Source organism: Streptosporangium nondiastaticum (genome assembly GCF_003011965.1).
In the GTDB taxonomy this organism is placed as follows: Bacteria; Actinomycetota; Actinomycetes; order Streptomycetales; family Streptomycetaceae; genus Streptomyces; species Streptomyces nondiastaticus.
The window spans coordinates 94,967-118,827 of the sequence record NZ_PXWG01000001.1 but is presented as its reverse complement, the minus strand read 5'-3'; the positions used below and the strand labels follow the sequence as shown (position 1 = coordinate 118,827).

Below are 23,861 nucleotides of genomic sequence, written 5' to 3'. Positions count from 1 at the left end.
TTGAGCAAGGCAAGCGAGTGGGAGCGCAGCAGGGCAGCCTCGGTCAGCTCGGTGCGATCCGCGTGGGCGAGGTCGCGCAGTGCCTCGAGGCGCTCAACGGCCTCGTCGAGGATCTGGCGGACGTAGTCGTCATGACGCGTGGTGTCGGGTGCGGGTCGCTGGCCGCGGGTGCGGTGGAATGCGGTGCGGCAATCGGTGCTGCAGTACTTCCGCGGCCGTCCGGAGCCCGTGGACGGGGTGACCGGGTTCGGGCAGCCGGGGTTGCGGCAGGAGACGTGCTCCGCGCCGTTCGTCATTCGAGGTGGCCCTTTCGGGGTGTGCTACTGAGGAAACGGTGTCGCCGGCGATGTCCACACCCAGGGTCCGAGCACGACGGGTGGCCGGTACCGCGAGGGCTTGGTGTGGGCACAGGTTTCCTGGTCTCAGGGGCAGGCGGCCGTGGAAGCCGTCGGGCCGGTCGGTGGGCGACCGGCCCGACGACTGGCTGGTCAGGAAGAGCGCAGGTAGCGATAGTGCAGCCGGGATCTGCTCGCCGCCGGCACGACGGCCAGCAGGATGCCGGGCACGATGGGAGCGACCTGCGGCGACACCAGAAGCACGCCCAGGACCACCAGCGCGAGGAATCCACCTATCGACAGCGTCAACGTCAGGTGATGGACCACCAGTGTTCCAGCGCAGCCGGCACGCGAAGTGTTACGGTCATCTCGCTGTTCCCCGCCCCTCGTACGGGACGTGGGCAGCATGCGGTCAGGAGGCATTGCGCCCTCCACGATCGTAGCGAACAGTGAAAGGCCCTGAACTGGTTGACCTGCCGTCAGGGCCCTTTCTCTGCCCCGGACGCTACCGCCCCCACCCTGCGATACGCCAACATTACGATCCGCAATGGGCAGGCTGACCCGAGCGATCAAAAAATCCCTGCAATCGGTCCAGGGTTCCCGCCAACAGCAGCCGGAATCAGGCACCAAAGTGGCATGAACGGTCCTGGTAGACAACGCCCACTCACATTCGGTAGGCCCACCCCCGCACCCTCCCGCGTAGCCTTCGCGATCGCAACGTTCCCGCACGTGACGGTCGTCATAGACCCCCGGAATCCGGGATGCCGATGGCTCTCCGGTCGATGACGCCGAGCCCGGGACGACGCGCACTGTGGAGCGTCCTCCGGCGACTCCGCGGCGGGCCGTGCCGGCTCGCCGTACCGCCGTCTCAACCCACTCCGCCGACGACCCGGCTGCCATTTGCCACGCCCTCTAGGCGAGAGCAGTCAGGCAGAACTGCACGAGGCCTGCGTCGACATCGAGGACGATCTTCTCCATCTCCGCCCACGGTGGGTGGAAGTCCATTCCCCACTCGACCGTGAAGGCGAGGATCTTCTCCTCCTCCTGGCCCGAGACGATGTGGCGCGCGTAGGTGTAGTCGTCGCTGGTTCCGCAGGTCGGGTACAGGTCGAAGCCCGGCTCGGGGCTGTACTTCTTGCCGCGTACGCCCTTGAGAGCCTCGCAGAACCTCTCGGCGAGCACGGCGGAGTCGTCGGCGTCGCCCTTCTCGATGAACTCGGCGTAGAGCAGGCCGTCCTTCAGTCCGCGCTTGCCGTCGAAGAGGGGGTTGCGGAAGTTCTTGGCCGGGTCTACGGACTGGTTGTGGTCGTCGCCCCACACGTAGAGCATCTTCTGGGTGTAGCTGTGGACGTCGACGAACCAGCGAGTGCGGACGAAGTGGTCGAGCAGCCAGCGCACGTTGCGGGGCTCCGGCTCGGAGAAGGGCTCGGGGCCTTGGTAGACCTGGTCGGGGTTGGCCGGGTTGTCCGAGACCTGGACCGGAGCGGAGGGGTGGAAGGCGGTCCGGTAGTCGAAGAGGTGGTCGTAATTGCGGTTGAGGTCGACGCCGACCGCGGCCGGATTGCCGCCGGACTGGGCCGGATTGCGGTTCCTCCGCCACATGGGGTCGACGGTCTGGCTGTAGTGCCGGCCGTCCGGGTTGACGAGCGGGAAGACGACGACGTCGAGCTTCTCCATGATCGCGCGCACCTGGGCGGAGGTGAAGCTCGTACCGCCGTACGCGAGGCCGGTGCCGCCGGCGTGCGCGTGCAGCAGATCGGCGGCAAGGTTGACCAGGATCTCGCAGCTGCCCCACTCGCGGGCGTGCGCCCCGCCGATCAGGACGACGGCGGGCTTCGGCTCCAGGCGGTGCGTGCCGATCCGCAGGGCGTGGCAGGTCCGGCCCTCGAAGGTCGGCTCGGGCAGCTCGATGAGGTCCGTCGCCGGGAAGGCGGCGGCCAGGCTGGTCACACCGGATTCGACCTCGGTGATGTTCAGGTACGGCATGGCGTCCCTCCTAGCTGCCCTGCACCTTGAGGGCGAGTCCCTGCGGAACCGCGTCCTCGGGGGCGAACCGGTCTCCTTCGCCCACCTCGGCCTGGCGGGCACGTCCGGTGGCGGTGGCGTCCTCGATGACCTCGGCCGACACACCCTCGCGGGTCAGGGCTTCGCCCTGCTCGGGGGACACGTAGGCGTCGAAGGTGAAGCTGCCGTCTTCGTTCTGACGGATCTGGCCTCCGACGTCGGGGCGGGAGTCGCGCAGCAGGGCGCGCAGGGTGTCGGCATCCTTGGCCGTGACGCGGACACGCAGAATGGTGTACTCGCTGGACATGACGGGCCCCTCTCGGGCGCCGTCGGACTCGGAGATCGGCCGTGCCGACCCGGCCGGGGACGGCGCGCTCGCGGCGAGTGGACGGGTGAGCGTGTAGCCCTCGGCGCATGCATGCGCGGCATGTACACATACATCGGATGTGTACACCTCGTATTCTCAGCGTGCGCTCCTGCCGTAGAACGAGTCAAGAGGTGTCTCGAGCATCCGGCTCAGGAGGCTGTCGAGTCCGGCGATCAGTTCCTGCCCGTCGTCGGTGCTCGGCGAGCCGCGGCAGTCTCATCCCAGGCGTCCACCCGAGCCGGCCGTTGTGAATCGATGAAGGCCGGCCGGGGCGAAACGATATGGAGTCAGGTCCTGCTGTCGTACTTGGACGGGCAGGAGGAGTCGCAGTCCGTTTCCGAGATCACGCTCGGGGTGAGCGCTGCCCGCCCCGAGCGTACGGTGAAGGCAACTGTCTGCGTCGCCGAGCAGACGGACAACGATTCATAGATCGGGCTATTCGTCGAGGTACTGGTATGGTGTCGGCTGGCGAGGTGAAGAGCCAGCCTTCGCGGACCTGCCATTCGGTCATTCCAGCGACTTCGTGACTGGCAAGGAACAGACCCCGGACGAAGTATCCGTCGGCGTCAGAGATCCGGGCTATCTCTCTGAGCTGGCCAGTGAACCAGTTCACGGCCGACTCGCGGATGTTGGCGCCGTAGAAGAGGTAATAGGTCCAGTTGACGTGTCGGCGAGGCGCGCCCCACCCGTGCGAATAGTGATCGTCTTCGTGGGACGATATGATCTTTCGCGCAGCGATGAGTTGTCCCTCGTCGCACTCCAGCCATCCCCTGATCGACACGTAAGCACCCATTGGCGTAACTCCTCTTGGCAACAGTGCTGGGTGTCAGTTTCAGCTGACGTCAGCCGTATAGGCATCCCATTTTTTACGCCCGGGCCCCGCTGTCTTCACTGTCAAGGGCGTGGTGCTGATACCCCTGTGAGGAGCCCGCCGTCGTCCTCGCGGAACCTGGCGGGACAGCTACTGAGCCCCAAGGCCTGGACGGCCTCCCTGGTGACCGTGACCGGCCGGACCCAGAAACGGCTCGGGATGGCCCTCCAAGACCGCTTCCCCGTGCTCGGCCTCCGCCACGATCGGAAACCCGGTCACGATGCGAAGGATCTCCGGCTTGAGGCCCGGACCGAGATGCCATCACAGCTCAGGGTCTGGGGACGCCGGTGGAGACGATCGTGTGGTGGGGGTGGCTCACCCGCGCGACGGTCTGCAGATCCAAAGGCACTCCTGCCACTGCCATTAGGTCGGTGCGATGCTGTTCGAGGTCGGTGACGCCTTTGAGGCCCGCCTGGACCGTGTACTGGGTCTGGACCCCGTCAGGGCCCGTCTCCGGGTCAAGTTGAAAGCTGTCCGCGAAGCCCCAGCTGCCGCCCGTGTAGACGCCCTTGATCCTGCCGTCCACCGTCCCGACCGCGTCGAACGGGCCGCCCTTCCAGCGGAAGGTCCAGTGGGTCAGGTACCAGGCATCCAGTTGCTCCGGGCCGGCCAGGAAGCGCTCGCCGCTCGGGTCCCGGGGCTCGGCGATGAGATCCTCAGGCCGGTCGTCCCCGGTGGTCAGAGCGATGAGGCCCGACGCGTCGGCCTCGGCAGCGGCCGGATACGTCCGGCCGCGGTGGACCGCGTAGGCCTTGGGGCGGAAATGGTCAACCTCGGCCAGACGCCGTACCAGAGCGTGCCGGGGCTGGAGGAGATCCTTGCGGTGCTGCTCCAGCTCGGTGACTTCGCCGCGCGGGAAGACCCCGCGGTAGCCGATGATCCGGCGCTTGAGGTGCTCCTTGGCGAAGCGTTCGTCGGAGCCGAGGTAGTTGCCCGAGAGTGTGGTGGGCGTGGCGGCGGTGCACTCGAAGAGCTCGCCGCGCCAGCGGAACGTCCACGTCACGGCATACCAGGCTTCCAGGCGCTCCAGCGGAACCGGGTATCCCACCGATCCGTCGGCGGCCTCGCGCGGCGCGAGCCCTTCGGGTGCGGGGCGGCCGGGCTCGGGCAGCAGCTCGACGCACGGCCACAGGCCCACAGCGCCACGGGCCGGGTAGAGCTCGCCACGGAAGACGGCGACCTCGCCCCTGACCGGGAAGCGGAAACCCGCTGGTTTAGTCATAGCAATTCCACAGCCTTTCGTTCCTCTTGAAGAAGCTGACGGCCTCATCGGCGCCATCGGCGTGCCTGCCAGCGTCTACGTCGGCATGCTGGCGGATGTGCTCGGCATCATCGGCCAGGTCGCCTGTTGGCGGCCGGGTCACGCGTTGCCCGAGTCCTGAGGGGAGGCTGAGGCCAGAAGGCCGGATCGCTTCCTCTGCTCCCGGCCGGGCACGAGGCCGGCCGGCTCGCTGACAGCCCCCTTGGCCACTTGGCAACTGACGCCTTCAGCCGAACACGAGTGAGTGTGCGTCGTCGTGCTCCACCTGGGCCTGCACGGTCCAGGAGCCGTCAAGACGCCGCAGGAGTTCGACGTAGATGGAGAGTCGCCAGAGGCTCTGAAGGCGATCACGCGCCGCACCGATACCTCAAGCTTGGCGGCCATGTCACGTGCGTCGGCCATCACGCCCGAGACCATTATCGTCATGTAGACGATTATTGCATATGGCTGGTCCACCGCTCCGGGGCCTGCCTCCCGGTTCGGCCCGTCACCATCTCACTGCCGGGCATGGGCGGGGCGAAGTACGCCGCCGCCCGTAGGGCCGGGGCACGGCGCCCCTGCGTCACTCGGAGGGCGTTCCCGGTTTGCGGGCCTCCCAGAAGTCGATGAGGAAGGCGCCCTCCCGGGCCGCCCGCGTCAGGGCGCGGGCGCCTTCGACCATGAACTTCCTGACCGGGGAGTCGTCGAACTGTTCGCCGAGGTCGGCCAGCTCGTCCAGGTAGTCCCAGGTGGCCGCGAGGTCGCCCGTGGCCTCGGCGTCGCCCACGACGATGTCGGTGAAGCCGGCGTGCTGCAGTTGTCGGGTGAGCCGGCCGGGTGTGGCGAGGTGGGGCAGGGCGTAGTAGCGGCAGATCGGTTCGATGAGGTGGTCGAGAGCCGCGGTGGGCAGTCCGTCGGCGGCGAGCCATTCGTAGCCGATCGACAGGCCGCCGGGTTTGAGGACCCGGGCGATCTCGGCGTGGGTGCGGCCCTTGTCGGCGGTGTGGCAGATGGCTTCGAAGGCGTAGACGACGTCGAACGAGGCGTCTTCGAAGGGCATGTCCATGGCGTCGCCGTCGACGAACGTGGTCCGCTCCTGCAGTCCGAGGTCGCGGGCGCGCCGACGGGCGTGATCAACGCGCACCGGCGTGAGGTCGAGTCCCGTTACGTGGGCGCCGGAGATGCCGGCGATGTTGAGCGCGGGGCCGCCGACCCCGCTGCCCACGTCGAGGACCTTCATGCCGGGGCACAGGCCTGCACGGCCGGCGAGGAATTCCTGGCGTGCGGCCAGGGCGTCCACGTGGGAGTCGCCGGGCTTGAGGGGGGCGAAGTGGTGGGACGGGCCCCAGCCTTCCAGGTACAGGTCGGTGACCAGGTCGTAGTAGGAGGTCACGAGGTCGCGGTAGTGTCCGCTGCGCGCGGAGTCGTTTCCCGCTGCCAGTTGCCGGTAGCGTTCGAGCGCCACTTCTGTCGTTTCGGTCATCCGGGCTTCTCCTCGTCTCCTGTTCTGGTGGGACAGTTGGGACACTGGGAACAGCGGGTCAGTTGCAGCCGGCCTTGTCGTAGATGTCGAGGAACGAGCCTTCCGCCCCGTACTTCTTGCGCGCGGCGAAGTAGGGCCGACCGTCGAACATGGACCAGAACTCCTCGCGCGTCATGTGCGTGGCGACGTAGGGGACTTGGAAGCCGCCGTTGTCCAGCAGCCAGGCCTCGAACGTCCTGGTGGCTTGCCGGGCGTCCCAGGGCAGGCCGCGCCTGACCGGTTCCGGCGTCTCGAAGACGACGGCGATGTCGATGTAGAGGCCGTCCGGGGTGCCGGGGCTCACCATGCCTCCCGGCTCGGAGCGGCGCAGTGTCACTGGGCACAGCCACATGCGGTCCACGTGGAACGCCTCGCGGCACTTCTCGATCGCCTCCGGCAGTGCGCGTACGGGGACGAGGGCCTCCTGCGTGGCCGTGGCCTGCAGGTACAGCCGGCGGATCCCCGGTGTCTCGGAGCGCTTGAGGAAGGCGATCTTGGGCGGCATGAGCCACCCCAGGGTGTACCGGAACAGGGGGTGGTTGGTGCTCGGGGCGAGCATTTCCGCCGCCCAGTAGATACTGCGGCTGTGGCGGAAGTAGAAGTCCCGCAGCGGCACGTACTCGGTGTTGCGCCGCAGCCGGCACTGTGTCCGGGCGTGCTCGTGGAACCAGGGCTTGTACCAGCGTCCCATCTGGTTGACCACGCCGTCGCGGGCGTGCGGGCGGTCGACGAGCGTGCCGGTGACCACGACGCCTTCCGTCGGTGAGAAGTGGAAGCCCTCCACGAAGTCGGGCGGGTGGGGGCCGGCAGAGTACGAGGCGATGCACTCGGTGAGTGCGGCCGCGCTGCCGAGCCGGTGGTAGGAGAGGCGGACCCACGGATGGGCGGGGACCATCCGCAGTTGTACGGAGGTCAGCAGTCCCAGGGTTCCGCGGCTCCAGGGCAGGGCGTGGAAGAGGTCCGTGCGGTGGGTGCGGTCCGCGACCACCACCTCGCCGTCGGCCAGGAGGACCTCGCAGGATTCGACGTTGTCCGCGAACAGGCCGTAGCGGTGGGAGGACGTCTCGATGCCGTAGCCCATGATGAGGCCGCCGACGGTGAGGTCCTCCAGCTCCGGCACGACCGGCAGGGTCCAGCCCCGCGGCAGTGCGGCTGTCAGCCGTCCCATGGTGACCGCCGGCCCGACCGTTACGGTTCGGCGCTCCGTGTCCACCTGGAGAATGCCGTCCAGCTTCGCCGGCACCAGGAAGGCTCCGTCCTTGTAGGACGTGGTGCGCGACGGCGACATCGACCGCCACTGCGGACGGGCGGTGCTGATCAGCCCTCCCTCGCCGCGCCGTGCACGCTCCCGCACACGTGCCTGCATGCGGGCCACCCGGCGCCGGTGGCGCCGCAGTTCGCCCGTCCGGCGACGGAGCAGCCGGGAGGACAGCGCCCCGGCCACGGCGTATGCCTTGGACAGAGGCAGCAGGACGGGAATCACGTACAGCCAGCGGTGATCGGCCAGCCACTGGGCGGAACGGGGGACGGAGGTCTGGCTCAAGTGCGGGGTGGACGCCTGGCTCATGGGCGTGCTTTCCGGTCGTGAGCGCCGCACAGCTCAACGGCGCAGTGCAGGGTTTGCGACAGGCCGGCACCACCACGACCACAACCACAACCGCGGCCACGACCACGACCACGACCACGACCACGACCACGACCACGGATATCAGCGATCGCGGAAAGAACGGGACTAGGGGACGATGCGTCCGTCCGCGGCGGCAATGCTTGAGGGGCGGGGACGGGATCGGTCACGGTCAAGGAATTCCTCCCATTTGCGGATGGTGAGGTCCTGGAAGAGGCCGACGGCGGGGTTGAGTTCGACGATCGGGGCGGTGAAATGGGTTTCGTAGCCGAGTTGTTCCGCCTCCACAGCCTCGCCGTCCTCGCACAGCAATGGCTTGACGACGAGTGCGCCGGCCATGCGCATGAAGGGCTGCAGCAGTACGCGGGGCAGCGTCCACCGGGTGCCGGGGATCTTCACCGCGTCGAAGTAGAAGATGAAGAACACACGGCTGGTGCGCCGGTCCATCGGCAGCACGAAGCACCAGTGCTTGATCGATCCCCCGGTGTCGGAGCACTGGTACGGATAGTCGAAGACCAGCTCGATGGAGGTGGTGTCCACCCGGCGTCGGTCGACGAAGCGGGAGGTGAGGCGTCCGCCGCCCACGAACGTCTCGTACGCGAGCTCAACCCGGTCCTCGGTCAGCTCGTGGCGGGTGAGCTTGGCGTCCCAGAAGGGGCGGAAGCGGCGGTGCAGATAGCTGTGGGTGAAGTCGCTGACGTTGTCGATGATCATCGAGTGGTGGGCCTGCCAGGTGAACGAAGCGTCGAGCCGGGCCCACGGCCTGCTCCCCGAGAGCTCCGGGATGGCCGGGATGGTCCGCTCGGCGGCCAGGGCCGGGTCACCGGGGAAGACCCAGATCAGGCCGTGCCGGGTGGTCACCGGATAGCCGGGCACCTTGACCTCGGGCCGGGCGCGGCCGAACAGGTCGTGCGCGTAGTGCACGACGTTGCCGCCACCGTCGTAGGTCCAGCCGTGATAAGTGCAGGTCAGATGGCAGCCGTTGACCTCGCCGCCGGAGAGTTTCAGCTGCCTGTGCGCGCAGCGGTCCTCCAGGGCGTGCAGGCTGCCGTCCGTACCGCGGTAGACCACGAGGGGGTGGCCCCAGAAGCGGGTGGCCAGGGTCGCCCCGCGCGGCAGTTCGCTCTCGTAAGCGACGGCGTACCAGTAGTCGGGATCCATGCCGGCTGCCCGCGCCCGGGTGCGCTTGCCGCGGGCCTCGGCGAATGCCGGGGGGCGGGACGGGATCGGGCGGGGCGAGATCTGGCCGGACGGGATCGGGCGGGGCGGGATCGGGCGCGCAGGCCGTGCACGCCGGGGGTCGCCGTTCACGACGACGTGGTGGAGCGCTTGCGGTAGCGGACGGTGCAGGGGGCGGCCGGCGCGGGGACGAAGGTCGAGTAGTCCGGCGGGTAGGCGGACCGGGTGGGCCGGAAGTCCGCCTCGCGCAGCAGGACGCTCCACACCGTCTTGACCTGCAGGTAGGCGAAGGCGACTCCGATGCAGCGGTGCTTGCCCCCGCCGAAGCCGATGAGGGCGTAGGGGCGGCGGTGCTCGGCGCGCCCGGTGCCGTACCGGGAGGGGTCGAAGCGATCGGGATGGGCGAACACCTCGGGCATGCGGTGCGCCACTGCGGGGGAGATCATGACCAGCGAGCCGGCCGGCACGTGGTGGCCGCGGATCGTGGTGTCGCTCAGCGCCTTGCGCATCAGCAGGATCAGCGGTGGGTGCAGGCGTTCGGCCTCGCGCACACAATTGTCCAGGAGCTCCATGCGACGCAGGGTCCGGGTGCCGAGCGAGCTGCCGGGAGCCCACGTCTCCTCCTGCTCGGCGCGCAGCAGCGGTACGTAGTCGGGGTGGCGCATGAGCAGCACGCCGGTCCATGTGGCGAGTACCGCGCTGGTGTGCTGGCCTGCGACGATCATGCCGATCAGGATGCCGGTCACGATGTGGTCGGGCATCGGGTCGCCGTCCGGGGTGCGGGCGGCGAGCAGCACGGCGAGCATGTCCTGTCCGCCGGTGGCACCGGCAGAAGAGCCGGGAGGGACGGCGGTTTCGTCTCCCGGAGGCCGCCTGCGGCGTTCTGCGATGACCTGGCCGATGGCCTCGGCGATGGCTGCGCGGGCCCGGTCGCGGCGCCGGAAGGCGGGGATCGGTGCCTTGGGGCTGAGCATGCCCGCGAGCCGGATGCCGCTTTCCAGTTCTCGGTAGAGCCGGGGCAGTTCCGGGCCCATGCGGCGGTGGAACTCCTCGCCAATGAGACAGCGCGTGGCGATGGCCGCGGTCATCCGGTTGAGTTCGGCGAGCAGGTCGATCTCGCCCTGCGTCGACCAGTGCGCCGTCCGGGCCCGTACCTCCGCCTCCATGGTACGGACGTATGCGTCGAGGTTCCGGGAGCCGAGTGCGGACCGCATGGGGGCGATCTGTGCGTCCATATCTTCCGGGGTGGCGGCGTCGAAGCCGATGCCGGGGCCGAAGACCGGAGCCATGAAGCGATACGCCTCGCGCTGACTGAGGATCGCCTCGTCCGCTTCGAACACCTCGGCATGCGCCCCGGGTCCGCAGGCGAAGACGACTTCCTGGCCCAGCAGGGGAAAGGCGAAGGTGTCGCCGACCCGTTCCCGTGCGGCGCGCAGCATGGCGACCGGGTCGCGGTGGAACGCCGGCAGCGGGCCCAGCCACGGCAGGTGGCGGGCCGGCAGGCGGGGTGCGGTGATGGCCTTCCTGTTGCCCGTCTCAACGCCCGTCTCAACGCCCGTCTCAACGCCCGTCTCAACGCCCGTCTCAACGCCTGCCTCAACGCCTGCCTCAATGCCTTCGGTCGCTTCGGTCGCTTCGGTCGGTTCGGTCGCCATCGCGGCCCCCTCCGGCTCCGGCTCCGCTTCCCGCCCGCGCCGCCCGGTGGGGCGGGGCGCGGGACTCGCCACCCCGCGCCGTTCCACCAGGCCGCGGTCCGCGAAGCAGCGGTAGGCCTGCTCGACGGCGGTGGCAATGCTGGTGGGGCGGTAGCCCAGGACCTCGCGGCTGAGGGTGCAGTCGGCCCGCCGCTCGGAGCGCAGGAAGCGAACGGCCGCCGGAGTGAAGCGCGCCTCCCGGTGCGGCGTCAGCACCGACCGCGGTCCTTCGGCGAGGCGGGCGAGCGTCTCCATGGCCGGTGCGGGCATCCGCAGGCGCGGCTTGGGGCGCCCGGTGACCTGTGCGTAGAGGTCCATCATCCGGTCGACCGTGCAGAACTCGGTGGACAGCAAGTACTTGTGCCCCGGCAGGCCGCGCGCCATCGCCAGCAGGTGGCCCTGGACGAGATCCTGGACGGAGACGAACTCGAAGCCGCCGGGGATGTAGGCAAGCAGCCGTCCGTGCGCGAAGTCGAGCAGCACACGCCCCATCCGGGACGGCACGTAGTCGTGCGGGCCGATGATCGCCGTCGACACCGCGACCACCACCTCCAGGCCCTGGGCCGCGGCCTTGCAGCACTCGTGCTCGACCAGCACCTTGCTGCGCGTGTACGGGGTGTGGGGCCCGAAGGGGTAGTGCAGGTCGCGCTCCGTACCGGCCCGTCCCGGAGCCTGGCCCGTCGCGCTGAACGACCCGGTCACCACGACCCGGCCCACGCCGTGCTGCCGCGCGGCTTCCAGCACGTTGCGCGTGCCCAGCACGTTGACCGCATGGATCTCGCGGTGTCCGCGAGCCGCCGTCGAAACGCGCGCCGCGCAGTGATAGACGCTCTCACAGCCTTCGACGGCGGCCGCGACCGCTGCCGGATCCCGCAGGTCCCCGGCCGTCCGGTGGACGGCGAGTCCGGCCAGTGCCCCGGCAGGCGATCCGGGCCGCACCAGGGCCCGGACGTCCTGGCCGTCGGCCAGCAGACGCCGCACCAGGTTCGCGCCGAGATGGCCGCTTGCGCCGGTCACCAGAATCACGGCCCTCCTCCCCTACCGCCGTCAAAGCCGTTCGCGCCACAACATCAATACGGCGATCGCCGCCGCATGGGGATCCACAGAAGGCTTCCCGGCCCGTCGACTCAAAACCTCGTGCCGAGGGTCGCACGGGTACTCGGAAAGGGCGTGCGAATTCGCCCGCACCTCTCTATATAACGAGTCCTATTGTCCGACGATACGACTTCGGTTTTATGGAGGGTTCTGACCTCGATGCACTGGTACGGCATATCGATCAGAAGCCGAAGGAAGAATCCTCCGTGTTCGCCCGCGCTCCCCCTTTCGCACTGAGGCCATCGCCCCTTTCCTCGACCGGCAGACCGACACAGGAGGACGGCACGTGGCGACACCCCGCACCGCCACCGGTGACTCCACGGCCTTCGCGCCGGTGCCCGGCGCGCACCGCGCCTATGAGGCCGCCTGCGCGCATCTGCTCGGCCTCCAGCACGAAAGCGGTGCGTGGGAGGGCGAGATGGAGTGGAGCACCATGATCCTCTCCCAGTACGTCATCGTCCTGCACATCCTGGAACGTCCCCCGGACGAGCCGACCCGGCAGGCGATCCTCCAGTGCTTCCGGGCGACCCGTACGGCCGGGGGATGCTGGGGCATGCACCCGCAGGCACCGCCGTCGGCCTACGCCACGACGCTGGCCTACGTGGCCCTGCGCCTGCTCGGCACCGGTCCGCATGACCCCCTCGCCGCCGGCGCGCGGCAGTGGATCCACGCACAGCCGGGCGGTGTCCGAGCCGTTCCGCAATGGGGGTTCTTCTGGCTCGCGATCCTGGGCCTGGTGCCCTACCGGCAGGTGGCGCCGGTTCCCCCTGAGGTGATGCTTCTTCCCAGGTGGGCGCCCTTGCACCCCGAACGGCTGCTGGGCTGGACGCGGATGCTCTACCAGGCCATGGCCTACCTGTACGGGGTGAAGTTCCGCGCGGACCCGGGCCCTGTCACCCGCGACATCCGCCGTGAGCTGTTTCCCGGCCCCGGCTCGGGAGCCCGTACCGCCCCGGAATCGGGAACCGGCTCAGGGGCCGGGGCCGACTCGGGAACTGGTGCCGGCTCGGGCGATGGCTCCCCACCCGTTCACAGCACCGACGTGTACGTCACCGGCGGCCGCGCCCTGCGCGTCCTGCAAAGGACCCTGCGCGCCTGGGAGCGGGTGCACAGCCGGCGCCTGCGCCGCGCCGCGCTGGAGCGCTGCCATCGCGCGGTCGTCGACGAGCAGCACGCCTCGCCGCACCACGGCCTGTCCTCGGTGAACGCGCTGGTGGAGTGCCTGGTGCTGTTCGCCCGGGACCGGCACCACCCGTTGCTGGAGGACGCCGTCGCCCGCCTGCGCTACTGGTGCTGGGAGGACGATGAGCGCGGCCTGCGCGTCTGCGGGGACCGGTCCATCGTGTGGGACACCTCCTTCGCTGTGGAAGCGCTCCTGTCGGGAGACGCCGCGTACGAGGAGCAGGAACCGGCCCCCCGGCTGGCCCCGGCCGTCGACCGGGCGCACGCCTTCCTGCGCGGTGCACAGATCACCACGTACACCGGGCATGTGCCGCCCCTGCGCACCGTCCGCCACGGCTGGGCGTTCTCCGACGGTCACAGCCGCTGGCCCGTCAGCGACTGCACGGCCGAAGCCGTGGGCGCCCTGGTGCGCGCGCAGGAGGCGACCGGCCTCGGGGGGAGCCACCGGGTTCCGGCGCACGCTCACCTCGACCGGCGGGCTCTGCACGGCGCGATGGAGGTCATGCTGGACCGGCAGAACCGCGACGGCGGGTTCGGCACCCTCGACCGCCGGCGTGCCGGCGACTGGCTGGAGGCGCTCAACCCGACGGAGATGTTCGCCGGGTGCATGGTCGACGCGTCCTCCGTCGAATGCACCGGCTCCGTCCTCACGGCCCTGGGCCGGATGCTGCCCCTGATGGCCCCGGCCCCGCGCCGCCGCGCCGGAAAGGCCGTCGCGCGAGGCGTCACCTACATCCGCGCGTCCCAGCACCACGACGGGTCCTTCAGCGGAACGTGGGGCATCAACTACACCTACGCCGCCTTCCACGCCGCCCGTGGACTGCGCGCCGCGGGGGTCCCGGCCCACGACCCCGCGCTGATCGCACTGGGCCGCTGGCTGCGGGAGACCCAGCTCAAGGACGGCGGCTGGGGAGAGGACTGGCGCAGTTGCCTCGAACACCGTTACCTCGCCCTGGACAGAAGTCTGCCCGAGATGACCGCCTGGGCGGTCCTGGCCGGGCTGGACACGCTCGGGCCCCGGCACCCCGCCGTCGAGAACGGCGTCCGCTGGCTGTGCACCCACCAGCAGGCGGACGGCTCCTGGGCCGGTGGCCACGTCAACGGCGTCTTCTTCACCACGATGATGCTCGTCTACCACCTCTACCCGGTGTACTTCCCGGCCATGGCCGTGGGCCACTACCTACGGGCCGTCGCTCCATCAGCCCCCGCCACCCCCACCGAACGGATCGCGCCCGAAGGACCCGAGGGGACACCATGACCGACCGAACCCGGAACACGTCCCCGCCCGGAGGACGGGAACTCCCCGCTGTCGAGGGAGGGCTGCCGCTGATCGGTCACGCGATCCCCTTCGTCCGGAACCCCGTGGATTTTCTGTTGCGTGCGCACAGCAGGCGGGGCGAAGCCGTGGCCTTCTCGCTTCCCGGCCGACGGGTGGCGTCGTTCTGCGGGCCTCAGGCCAATGCCGTGGTCCTGGGCCTGGACGACTCCGAAGCGGACCGCCGCCCCGTCTACGAACCGCTCGTGACTCCCCTACTGGGCCCGGGAGTGGTCTTCAACGTCCCCGCCGACGTCAAAGCCTGGCACGACTCCCTGCTGCTGCCCCTTATCCGACGAGATGCCCTGGCCCGGCATGCCCAGGCCATGTTCGACCAGGTCGAGCGGTACATCACCCCGTGGCAGGCGAGCGGCACCTTCGAACTCATGACGGTCATGCGTGACCTGACCGCGCGCATCACCGCCCACTGCCTGATCGGACCACGCTTCGCCCGTACGGTCGGACCGGCCCTTCCCACGCTGCTCAACCAGCTGGAGTCCGCCGCCTTCGCGACCTTCATGACCGGCTCCCGAGCCCTCCTGCCCCAGCACCGCCGAGCCGACCGCGCTCGCGAGACCCTCACCCGGGCCATCAAACAGATCGCTCCCCACGACTGCCCCGAAGGCAGCGAACACAGCCATTTCGAAGACCTCATGTGCGCGGTGGGACCGGATGGCCGTTCCCTGGACGAGAACACCGCAGCCTCCCTCATGCTCGGCTGGCTCTTCGCCGCGGCCTCCACCCCGATCCACGCCGCCTGGACGGGAATCCTCCTGCTCCAATACCCCCAGTGGCTCCCCGTCCTGCGCGCGGAACAGGAAGCCGCCTTCACCGACCACCCGCCGGCCACCCTCTCCGCACTCCACAAACTCGAGCGCCTGGACCACTGCCTCCTGGAAGCAGAACGCCTGCACCCGGCCGTCTGGCTGCTCGCCCGCACCGCCGCACGCGACCTGTGCATCCACGGCTACCGTGTACCACGCGGCCATTTGGTGTGTGTCTCGCCGGGAGCATCACACCGCCTGCCCGGCGTCTTCCGCGAGCCCGGCACGTTTGATCCCGACCGATACCTTCCGGACCGCAGGGAACACCGCGCCACGCCCTACGCCCTGATCGGTTTCAGCGGAGGCCGGCACCCCTGCCTGGGCATGTCCTTCGCCCAGCAGACGATGAAGATCATCTGGAGCGTCCTCCTGCGCGCCTTCGACCTCGAACTCGCCGAGGCCCGGGCTCGCGGAGCCGTCACCGCCATGCGGCACAAGCCCCGCCGGCCGTGCACGGTGCGCTACCGCCGCAGGAATCGATGAACCCCGATGACCGCGCCCTGCGACGTCGCCGTCATCGGTGCGGGCCCGGCCGGCTGCGCCACCGCGCTCGCCCACGCCCGCGCCGGCCGGCGCGTCCTGCTCCTGGAGGCCTCGCGCCGGCCGCCCACCCGGCTGGCCGGGGAGTGGATCCACCCCGGCGGAATCGCGGTGCTGCACAGGCTCGGAGTCGGCATGCCCGCGCCCCTCTCCCGCCCGGCTCTGGGCTTCGTCCTGCACCCCGAGGACCGCAGTCCGCCGATCACGCTGGCCTGCCCGCGCGGCGGGCGGGCCGCCACCGTACGCCACTGCGAACTGGTCGCCGCTCTGCGGGCGGTCGCTGCGGATCACCCCGCCATCACCCTCACGCTGGGGGCGCGCGTCACCTCCATCCGGCACACCACGGTCGTCTACACGCGGGAAGGAGGTCCCGAACAGCACGTACGGGCCGGGCGCATCGTCGGCAGCGACGGGCAGGCCTCCCTGGTGCGACGCGCGATCCACTCCGGCGCCCCGGCGACAACCACCCCGGCGACGACCACCGCCCCGGCGACGACCGTCTCCCGCACGGCCGGCGTACTGCTGCGCGGCCTCACCCTCCCCGCAGAGGGATACGGTCACGTCTTCGCGGGCGGCCCCGGCCCCGTACTGGCCTACCGGCTGGACGACGACACCATCCGGGTCACCATCGACGTTCCCTTGTCATCGCGGCGTTCCCCGGACCTGCCGTCCTACGTCCAGCGCGGCTACGCACGGTTCCTTCCCGCCTCGCTGTCCGGGCCCCTGTGCGCGGCCCTGGAGCAGAGGGCGGTGCAGTGGGCGGCCAACCGGATCCGGTTGCGCGCCTTCCACGGCCGCGGGCCCTACGCCCTGGTCGGTGACGCGGTCGGCACGTGCCACCCGCTGACCGCCTCCGGACTGACCATCGGCCTGCGCGACGCCGAATGCCTCGCCCGCACCGAGGACGTCGCCGCCCACGGCCGGCGCCGCCGGGCGGCGGTGCGGGCCCACGAACACCTCGCCGCCGCCATGCACCGCATCTTCTGCGACCCGGGCCGGCCCACCAGGGACCTGCGCCGCAGCATGTACGCGGTCCTGCGCGCCAGCGGCAGCGAACGCGAACGCATGATGCGGCTGCTGTGCGCGGAAGAACTCGGCCTCCTCCCCTTGGCGGGCGCCGTCCTGCACGTGGCCGGTCACGCCGTGCGCGATCAACTGGTGGCAGGCCGGTGCCGCACGACATGGCGCACGTCCGTATGTGCGTGCGGGGACTACCTCAGCTGGCTGCGGTGGATGAGCCGTCCCCCGGGACACAGCTGGGGCTGGTGAAGAGGAGGATGCGCCCGTGCACCGTCGGCACAGCTTTCACGGCGACGCGGCGGCCCGGGGCGGTCCTCGTCCGGCCCGGGGCCGCCTGCGTCTCCTCCGAGCCGTCACCCGCTGGCGGCCCTGGCACAGCGCTCGCCTGACCCTGGCCGCATGCGTCCTCGGCACCGTGGCCCTGGGCCTGTTCGGCACAGGTGGCCTGGACCGGCTCAGCATCACCGGCGCGGTCCCCTCAGGAGCCCCCGCCACCCGGGACAGCACCACGCTCGCGAAACGCTACGGCTCCTCCGCCCCGGACCTGGTCCTGCTCCTGCGCGCCGCATCAGACGTACGCACACCAGAAGTCACGGCGGCGGGCCGCACGGTGGAGAGCGACATCCGGCGCGCGCCGGGCGTCGGGACGGTCGCCTCGTACTGGAGCACGAGCGATTCCGCTCTGCTCTCCCGGGACACGCACGCGGCACTGGTCACCGCCGAGCTGACCGGAGACGAGGCGTTCCGGGCCAAGACCGCCCAACGGCTGGTCACCGCCCTCGGCGCACACCGCGGGCCAGTGACGATCACGCCCACCGGAGCGGCCTGGACCCGTGCCGAATTCCTGGACGACAACCGCGCCGACCTGCTCAGGGCGGAACTCATCTCCGCGCCGGCGTGTGCCCTCATCCTCCTTTTCGTCTTCCGTTCCCTCGTCGCGGCGCTGCTGCCGGTCGTCAGTGCACTGGTCTCCACGGCCGGGACCCTGGCCTTCCTGCGGCTGCTGTCCTCCCTCACCGAGGTCTCGGTCTACGCCTCGAACATCGCCACCGCTCTGGGACTCGGCCTGGCGGTCGACTACGGCATCCTGATGGTCGCTCGCTTCCGCGAGGAATCCATGGCAGGGGCACCCCTGCAGGAGGCCATCGCCCGAAGTGTCCGCACCGCGGGCCGTGCGGTCGTCGTCTCGGCGAGCATCGTGCTGGCCTCCCTCTCCGCCTTGCTGCTCTTCCCCTTCGTCTTCCTGCGCTCGGCCGCCTGGGCCGCCATCGCCGTGGTGGTCTTCTCCGCAGCCGCTTCCGTCATCGTGATCCCGGCCCTGCTGGCCCTCCTCGGACACCGCATCGACCGGCTGGACCTGTTCGCACGCCTCCGCAGCTCCGGCGCTTCCGGCCCCGAGGGAAGCCCGGGCGTGCGGCGGGCGACCCTGGCCGTCACCCGGCGGCCCGCCGTGGCAGCGCTCGTCGCCACCTGCGTGCTGGCCGTGATGTCCCTTCCCGCATGGCACGTCGCCCTCGGCCCGTCCGCCGTGGACGACCTCCCGCAGCACAGCAAGACCCGTACGGCCGGAGTGGCGATCCGTCAGGACTTCGCCTCGGCACCGGAACGCGGACTGATCGTCGGACTCCCGAAAGGGACACCGCGTGAGGACGTCGACGGCTACGCCCGCACCGTCTCGGCACTCCGCCAGACAGCAGCCGTCCGCACCTTCACAGGTCAGTACCGCGGCGGCGCGAAGACCGGGGCGCCGGGCCCGTCGGACGCGCACGAGGACTCACCGGGCGGCCCGTTGCTGACCGTCACCTCACGTTTCCCCGCCGGCACGGCGGAATCGGCGGCGCTGGTGAAGCAGCTACGCACTCTTCCTGCCCACGGTCATGTCCTCGTAGCCGGGGAAGCAGCCGAGGCGGTGGACGCCCAGTCGGCCATCCGGCGTGCCCTGCCCTGGTGCTTCGGTCTCATTGCGGCCGCGACGTTCGTGCTCATGGCGCTGTTCACCCGCAGCTTGCTGGTGCCGTTCAAGGCCGTGGCGGTGGCTGCGGCAAGCCTGGCGGCAACACTGGGCTGTCTCGTGCACGTGTTCCAGGACGGGCACCTGCGGGGTGTCCTCGGTGACTTCCACGCCCCCGGGTACCTGATCGACACGAGCACGGTCTTCCTGCTGGCGACCGCCTACGCCCTGTCCGTGGACTACGAGGTCTTCATCGTCGCCCGCATCAAGGAGGAGTACCTCGCCTCAGGCGACAACACTTCGGCCGTCGTCGCGGGAATGAGGCGTACGGGCCGGCTGGTCACGGCAGCGTCCCTCGTCTTCGCCACCGCCATGGCCGGCCCCGCGACCTCTCAGGTCACCCCGCTCAAACTGACCGGGGTCGGATTGGCTCTGGCCGTCCTGGTGGACGCGGTAGTGGTGCGGGGGGCTCTGGTCCCCGGCCTGATGACTCTGGCGGGCCGGGCGAACTGGTGGCTGCCGGGGGCGCGGGAGGTGCGGGCAGTGCGGGGCACTCGGTGCACGGCTGATGAGCGGGCTGAGGCCCACGGGGACGGCTGACATGGGTCAGACGATGTGGATCGGACGATGCGGATCGGATGGTCGGGTCGGATGGTCGGGTCGGATGGCATCGATGCCATGGGCTTCAGCCCTGAGACCTGCCACCATGAGCAAGCCCGATCCGGTCCTCGTACGTGGGAGGTCTGATGCGTGCAGGCGTCGTGGTCGCCGCGCACCCCGGTGTGGAGGATCTCGCCGTGCAGGCCGAGGAGCTGGGCTTGAGCAGCTTCTGGGTCAACGACACCCCCATGGTCCACGGTGACCCCTTCGTCGCCTTGAGCCTGTGTGCGAAAGCCACCCGGCGCATCCGGCTCGGCATCGGCGTGACCTCTCCGGCACTGCGCTCGGCCCCCGCCGCGGCGAGCGGGTTCGCCAGCCTCAATGCCCTGGCGCCGGGCCGGATCATCTGCGGGGTCGGCACCGGAAACACCGCTCGGCGCACTCTGGGCATGCAGCCCACCACGGCGGCTGCGCTGGAGGACTTCACCACGGCGCTGCAGGATCTGTGTGCCGGGCGGTCGACCGAGTACCGCGAAGGAGACCGGGTCCGCGACATCCGGTTCCTGCACGCCGGGGCGCACGTGAACACCACTGATCCGATCGAGTTCGCCGTGGCCGCGCTCGGGCCCAGAGCCGCCGGAGTCGCCGGCCGCCGCGGCGCCGGCCTCATCTCCTTCGGCCTGCTCGACCCCGCCGCCTGGCGCGCACTGCACGACGCCAGCCGTCAAGCAGCCCACGCAACGCTCCGCGACCCCGGCTCCTCCGCGGACTCCTACGTGGTCACCGCGCTCCACGTGCTGAGTGGCAACGAGGGCTTTGACAGCGACGTGGTACGGGACACGACAGGTCACCTCGTCCTGTCGCTGCTGGACTTCGCCGCCGACACACCCGCCTTCGCCGGGCGGCTCGGCCCCGACCAGCGCGAGGCGGTGCGACGACTCCTCGACCGGCGTGGCACCACTGCTACCGCGCCGGACCGGTACACCAAGATCTACCCCAACTACCTCGGACGCATCGCACCGCAGGACCGGGACCTGGTCCTCCCCTCGCTGATGAACAGCCTGGCCCTCGTCGGCACCCGCGACGACCTGCGCACCCGCATCACCGCTCTGGAACAGGCGGGCGTCGACGAGCTCCTCATCCAACCCGTGATCGACCCACCCACCGAGATGGCCCGACTCGCCGAACTCCTCGCCTGAGCGCGCGCAGCGCGTGCATGGAGAAGGACGGGGCTTCGACCGGGCGGTGAAGAGCCCGCGAGCGGGAGCCGGCACCGGCCCGGGACAGCGGCCCGGAACACCGGTCCCGTACGTGCGGGCATACGATGACCGGCACGTACGGGACCCACGCCACCGGAGACCAGGAAGGCCCGGCATGCCGACGCTCCACCTCCTCACCGGCGCCCCGGGCGCCGGAAAGTCCACACTGATCGAACACCTTGCGCCGTATCCGTTCGCCACCGTCGACTTCGACGAACTGATCGACCCCATCGGCGAGCTCCTGGGCATGGACGTCAGGTCCTCGTCGGCGAGCCGGGTGTGGCCCGGCTACAACCGGCTGTGGGTGAAGATCACCGCCCTGCTGCTACGCGCCGGCGAACCCGTACTGGTCATGTGCCCCTTGACACCGGACGAATGGAAGGACGGCACAGCGGGCGCGGAGGGCGTGCCGGAGGCCGTCTGGGGACGGCTCGACTGTGAGGACGCCGACCGGCGAGCGCGCCTGGCCGCGCGCGGCTGGGACGCCTCGGAGATCGAGAGCGCGCTCGCTGACGCGGCCGAGCTCCGCGGCGTCGTCGAACGGGGCTTCACCACCAGCGGCCGCTCCGCCGCCGGGACGGCCGCGGACCTCGCCGCATGGGTCGGCGGCCCACGGTCGACCTCGCCGTGATCGACACCGCGACTGCCGGCAGCTCGTGCTGTGAAGCGGACCTGTTCCCGGAGGAGGACTTCTGATGCGCAGCGTGACCTACTCGATGGGCGTCTCCCTTGACGGCTACATCTGCGGGCCGGACGGTGGCTTCCGCTGGACGGCACCCGACGAGGAGGTCTTTCGCTTCGTCACCGACGAGATCCGGCAGGTCGGCGTGTACCTGCTGGGGCGACGGCTGTACGAGACGATGCTGTACTGAGAGACCGCCGACCAGGATCCGTCGCTCGACGCGTCGATGCTTGAGTGGGCCAGGATCTGGAAGCTGCTCCCGAAGGTGGTGTTCTCCACCACGTTGTCGACAGTGCAGGGCAATGCCCGCCTGGCCTCCGGCGGGCCGGTGGAGGAGATCGAGCGGTTGCGCGCCGAGCCGGGGAAGGGCGACATCGCGATCGGCGGCGCGACGCTCGCCGCCGAGGCGGCCGCGTCGGGTCTGATCGACGAGTACCGGGCCAGGGTCTACCCGGTGCTGGTCGGCGGTGGCATTCCGTTCTTTCCCCCGCGCGAGCGCCGGGTGGATCTCGAACTCATCGAAACCCGCACCTTCAGCTCCGGAGTCCTCTACCTCCGCTACCGCGTGGCCCGCCAAGCCTTGCTTTAGTAGCCGCAGAGGCGCGGTCTGCTCCGCAGACACGACGCGCCGTCGGGCCCTCCCGCCTTCGCTGCTGCGGGCTCGTGCCCGGCCGGGCGCCGACACCGGGCTCGGCGATGCGTTTACGCCGACACGGTGTCGGTCAGGGAACGCGACAGTCTCCGCTCCCTGCCTCGGACCAGCCGGAATTGCGATTCCGATCGACCTGCATCGACGAAATCCGGTCGTCCCACCCGATGGTCCGGAGGGACCACGTCAGCGCCAGGTCGTGCGTTCGCCAGCTGCACGTCTTCGTCCCGATCCCCGGGCGCACGGCGATGGCGGACTTCTCGATCTCCACGGAGAACATTCCCGACTGGGAGCACTACGTGGAAATCCTGGCCGGCATCTGCCGCACCATCCAGTTCACCTCGTAGCGGCTCCGGCCGAGGCTCCAGCGGTTCGGCTCTCCTGCCTGAGCGCGGGCATGGGCGTGTACGTCCGCCCATGCCCGTCGTCGCACTCTCATGCCCGTCGTCGCACTCTGTGGAGAAGCCGGCGACCCGGTGCAATGGGAGACCGGGGCGGGGCGCTGTCAGTGGGCCCTGTGGGCGTTGCCCGAGGCGCCCAGCATGAGCTCCCTGACGCGGTCGAGGTACTTCGGCACGCCCGCCGCGGCCTCCGGTGTGTCGGGCATGCTGACCACGAGGTCGGCCCGGTCGGGGAACCAGTTCAGCCACAGCGACACCCCTCCGGCGTTGTCCGGGCCGGTCAGGACTGTAGCGTCCGCGCCGAGATAGTCACGGGCGCTCGGCGCTGACCGTCCGTCCACGTAGGACGCCATGGGCGGGATGCTGGGAACGCCGGCGTCCGCGTCGTCGAGGAGCAGTTCGAGTGCCCGGTGCAGCGACACGTCGTATCCTTCGCGGGCCCGCTGGAAGGCCTGCTGTGCGAGGGGGATCGCATCGGCGAGGGTGGGTGAGCCGGGCAGCCGGAAGAACAGCGGCACGAGGTTGACGAGCCAGCCGTGCACGCGGAGCAGCCGGGGGTAGGACCTGGTCGACACGGCGGTGAGTACGCGGTAGACGTCGTTTCCGGTGAACTCCCCTTGCGCGAGGGCCAGCGCGGCGAAGAAGCCCGCGCCGAGCCCGCCGCCGTGCCGGGCGCAGTAGGCGCGGAAGGCGCGTGCTTCGTCACCGGTGAACACCGGGTATTCGAGCCGGGTGGCGGGCAGCAGGTCGCCGGTGCTGTTGCCGAGGTCGACGGGGAAGGCGGGGAAGGCGTCGTCCTTCGCGGCCAGGAACTCCGACCATGCGGCGAGCTCCGGCGCGGTTTTCGTCAGTGATGCGGAGCGTTGCCGTTCGCGGCGGTTGTGGTCGAGGTAGCCGGGTGCCGGAGGCAGGTCGAGCGGGGTGCCGGTGAGGGCCGCGTGGTAGCGGGCGCGGAGTTCGTGGAAGAGCAGTGCCAGGGAGTGGCCGTCGGTGTAGGCGTGGTCGATGGCGAAGTACACGGTGGATGTGGTGTCCCGTCGGATCACTCCGGCCAGCAGTCCCAGCCGGCTCACCGAGGTCTGTTCGTCGATCCGCCGGTGCACGTGGGCACGCAGGTCGGCAGTGCTGGTGAAGTCGCCGACGTGCGCCGGACGCATCGTGAGGGACCCGGGAGGTGTACGGAACCCCATCAGGGGCTCGGTCTCCGGCTCGTACCAGGTGTGGAACGCCTCGTGCCGGCGTACGAGCCCTTGCCACGCCTGGGCGAGTGCGCCGAGATCGGCCCGGCCCTCCAGGTCGAAGGCCATCGCCACCCAGGGCGACTGGCGTCGTCCGGCGGCGCGGTGGGCGGCCGCCAGGCACAGGTGTGCCTGTTGGAAGTGTGATGCGGGAACGTCGTGCGGTACGGGTGTCTGATCGGTGGTCGGCGCGAACTCGACCACTTCGCCCGGTTCGGGTCTCCAGTCGAGGATCTGGGTCATGCGCACAGCGGGTCTCCTTCTCCTTG

The 23,861-nt window shown here is 70.1% G+C and carries 18 protein-coding genes; 9 read left to right on the top strand and 9 right to left on the bottom strand.

The features are described 5' to 3' along the window. Positions 1-488: 488 nt before the first annotated feature. From B7P34_RS37065 to B7P34_RS00490, 8 genes are all read right to left on the bottom strand, one after another. Complete coding sequence (locus B7P34_RS37065) at positions 489-644, bottom strand: hypothetical protein (protein ID WP_189382282.1); 156 nt, start codon at positions 642-644, stop codon at positions 489-491. A gap of 603 nt (positions 645-1,247) precedes the next feature. Next, positions 1,248-2,321 carry a M14 family metallopeptidase gene (locus B7P34_RS00535; RefSeq protein ID WP_106673737.1) on the bottom strand — a complete coding sequence of 358 codons (1,074 nt, stop codon included), beginning with the start codon at positions 2,319-2,321 and terminating at the stop codon, positions 1,248-1,250. A gap of 10 nt (positions 2,322-2,331) precedes the next feature. Next, complete coding sequence (locus B7P34_RS00530; RefSeq protein WP_106673736.1) at positions 2,332-2,646, bottom strand: hypothetical protein; 315 nt, start codon at positions 2,644-2,646, stop codon at positions 2,332-2,334. Positions 2,647-3,845: 1,199 nt separating this feature from the next. Then, positions 3,846-4,799 carry a hypothetical protein gene (locus B7P34_RS00520; RefSeq protein ID WP_146166664.1) on the bottom strand — a complete coding sequence of 318 codons (954 nt, stop codon included), beginning with the start codon at positions 4,797-4,799 and terminating at the stop codon, positions 3,846-3,848. Positions 4,800-5,400: 601 nt separating this feature from the next. Continuing rightward, positions 5,401-6,300 (bottom strand): SAM-dependent methyltransferase, encoded by a 900-nt coding sequence (locus tag B7P34_RS00510; RefSeq protein ID WP_106673733.1) that lies wholly within the window; start codon positions 6,298-6,300, stop codon positions 5,401-5,403. Positions 6,301-6,358: 58 nt separating this feature from the next. Next, a complete protein-coding gene (locus tag B7P34_RS00505; protein WP_106673732.1) occupies positions 6,359-7,906 on the bottom strand; it encodes an FAD-binding oxidoreductase in 1,548 nt (515 codons plus the stop codon). Positions 7,907-8,071: 165 nt separating this feature from the next. Beyond that, entirely contained in the window at positions 8,072-9,124 is a 1,053-nt protein-coding gene (locus B7P34_RS00495) for an aromatic ring-hydroxylating oxygenase subunit alpha (protein WP_106673937.1), read from the bottom strand. Positions 9,125-9,270: 146 nt separating this feature from the next. After that, complete coding sequence (locus B7P34_RS00490; RefSeq protein ID WP_189382280.1) at positions 9,271-11,853, bottom strand: cytochrome P450; 2,583 nt, start codon at positions 11,851-11,853, stop codon at positions 9,271-9,273. Positions 11,854-12,217: 364 nt separating this feature from the next. Here B7P34_RS00490 and B7P34_RS00485 point away from each other — a divergent pair, with 364 nt between their 5' ends. From B7P34_RS00485 to B7P34_RS00450, 9 genes are all read left to right on the top strand, one after another. Continuing rightward, on the top strand, positions 12,218-14,371 hold the full coding sequence (locus B7P34_RS00485; protein WP_106673730.1) for a prenyltransferase/squalene oxidase repeat-containing protein: 2,154 nt from the start codon (positions 12,218-12,220) through the stop codon (positions 14,369-14,371). Then, the gene (locus B7P34_RS00480) at positions 14,368-15,735 is read left to right on the top strand and encodes a cytochrome P450 (protein ID WP_106673729.1); all 1,368 of its coding nucleotides are present in this window, start codon (positions 14,368-14,370) and stop codon (positions 15,733-15,735) included. Before B7P34_RS00485 ends, B7P34_RS00480 begins: the two co-directional genes overlap by 4 nt. A 6-nt stretch (positions 15,736-15,741) precedes the next feature. Then, entirely contained in the window at positions 15,742-17,061 is a 1,320-nt protein-coding gene (locus B7P34_RS00475; RefSeq protein ID WP_106673728.1) for an FAD-dependent oxidoreductase, read from the top strand. A gap of 16 nt (positions 17,062-17,077) precedes the next feature. Beyond that, positions 17,078-19,363, top strand: a complete 2,286-nt coding sequence (locus B7P34_RS00470; RefSeq protein ID WP_106673727.1) for an MMPL family transporter — start codon at positions 17,078-17,080, stop codon at positions 19,361-19,363. Positions 19,364-19,509: 146 nt separating this feature from the next. Continuing rightward, positions 19,510-20,562, top strand: coding sequence for an LLM class flavin-dependent oxidoreductase (locus B7P34_RS00465; RefSeq protein ID WP_106673726.1), 1,053 nt, complete (start codon positions 19,510-19,512; stop codon positions 20,560-20,562). Positions 20,563-20,737: 175 nt separating this feature from the next. Further along, positions 20,738-21,253 (top strand): AAA family ATPase, encoded by a 516-nt coding sequence (locus B7P34_RS00460; RefSeq protein ID WP_106673725.1) that lies wholly within the window; start codon positions 20,738-20,740, stop codon positions 21,251-21,253. A 64-nt stretch (positions 21,254-21,317) separates the two neighbouring features. Continuing rightward, the gene (locus tag B7P34_RS39590; RefSeq protein ID WP_353620220.1) at positions 21,318-21,494 is read left to right on the top strand and encodes a dihydrofolate reductase family protein; all 177 of its coding nucleotides are present in this window, start codon (positions 21,318-21,320) and stop codon (positions 21,492-21,494) included. Positions 21,495-21,530: 36 nt separating this feature from the next. Further along, positions 21,531-21,893 (top strand): dihydrofolate reductase family protein, encoded by a 363-nt coding sequence (locus B7P34_RS39585; RefSeq protein WP_353620219.1) that lies wholly within the window; start codon positions 21,531-21,533, stop codon positions 21,891-21,893. Positions 21,894-22,120: 227 nt separating this feature from the next. Next, the gene (locus B7P34_RS00450; protein WP_106673724.1) at positions 22,121-22,300 is read left to right on the top strand and encodes a hypothetical protein; all 180 of its coding nucleotides are present in this window, start codon (positions 22,121-22,123) and stop codon (positions 22,298-22,300) included. 158 nt (positions 22,301-22,458) lie between these two features. On the opposite strand, the gene B7P34_RS00445 is transcribed toward B7P34_RS00450, so the two are convergent. Beyond that, a complete protein-coding gene (locus B7P34_RS00445) occupies positions 22,459-23,835 on the bottom strand; it encodes a condensation domain-containing protein (protein ID WP_223267381.1) in 1,377 nt (458 codons plus the stop codon). Between the last annotated feature and the right edge of the window lie 26 nt (positions 23,836-23,861).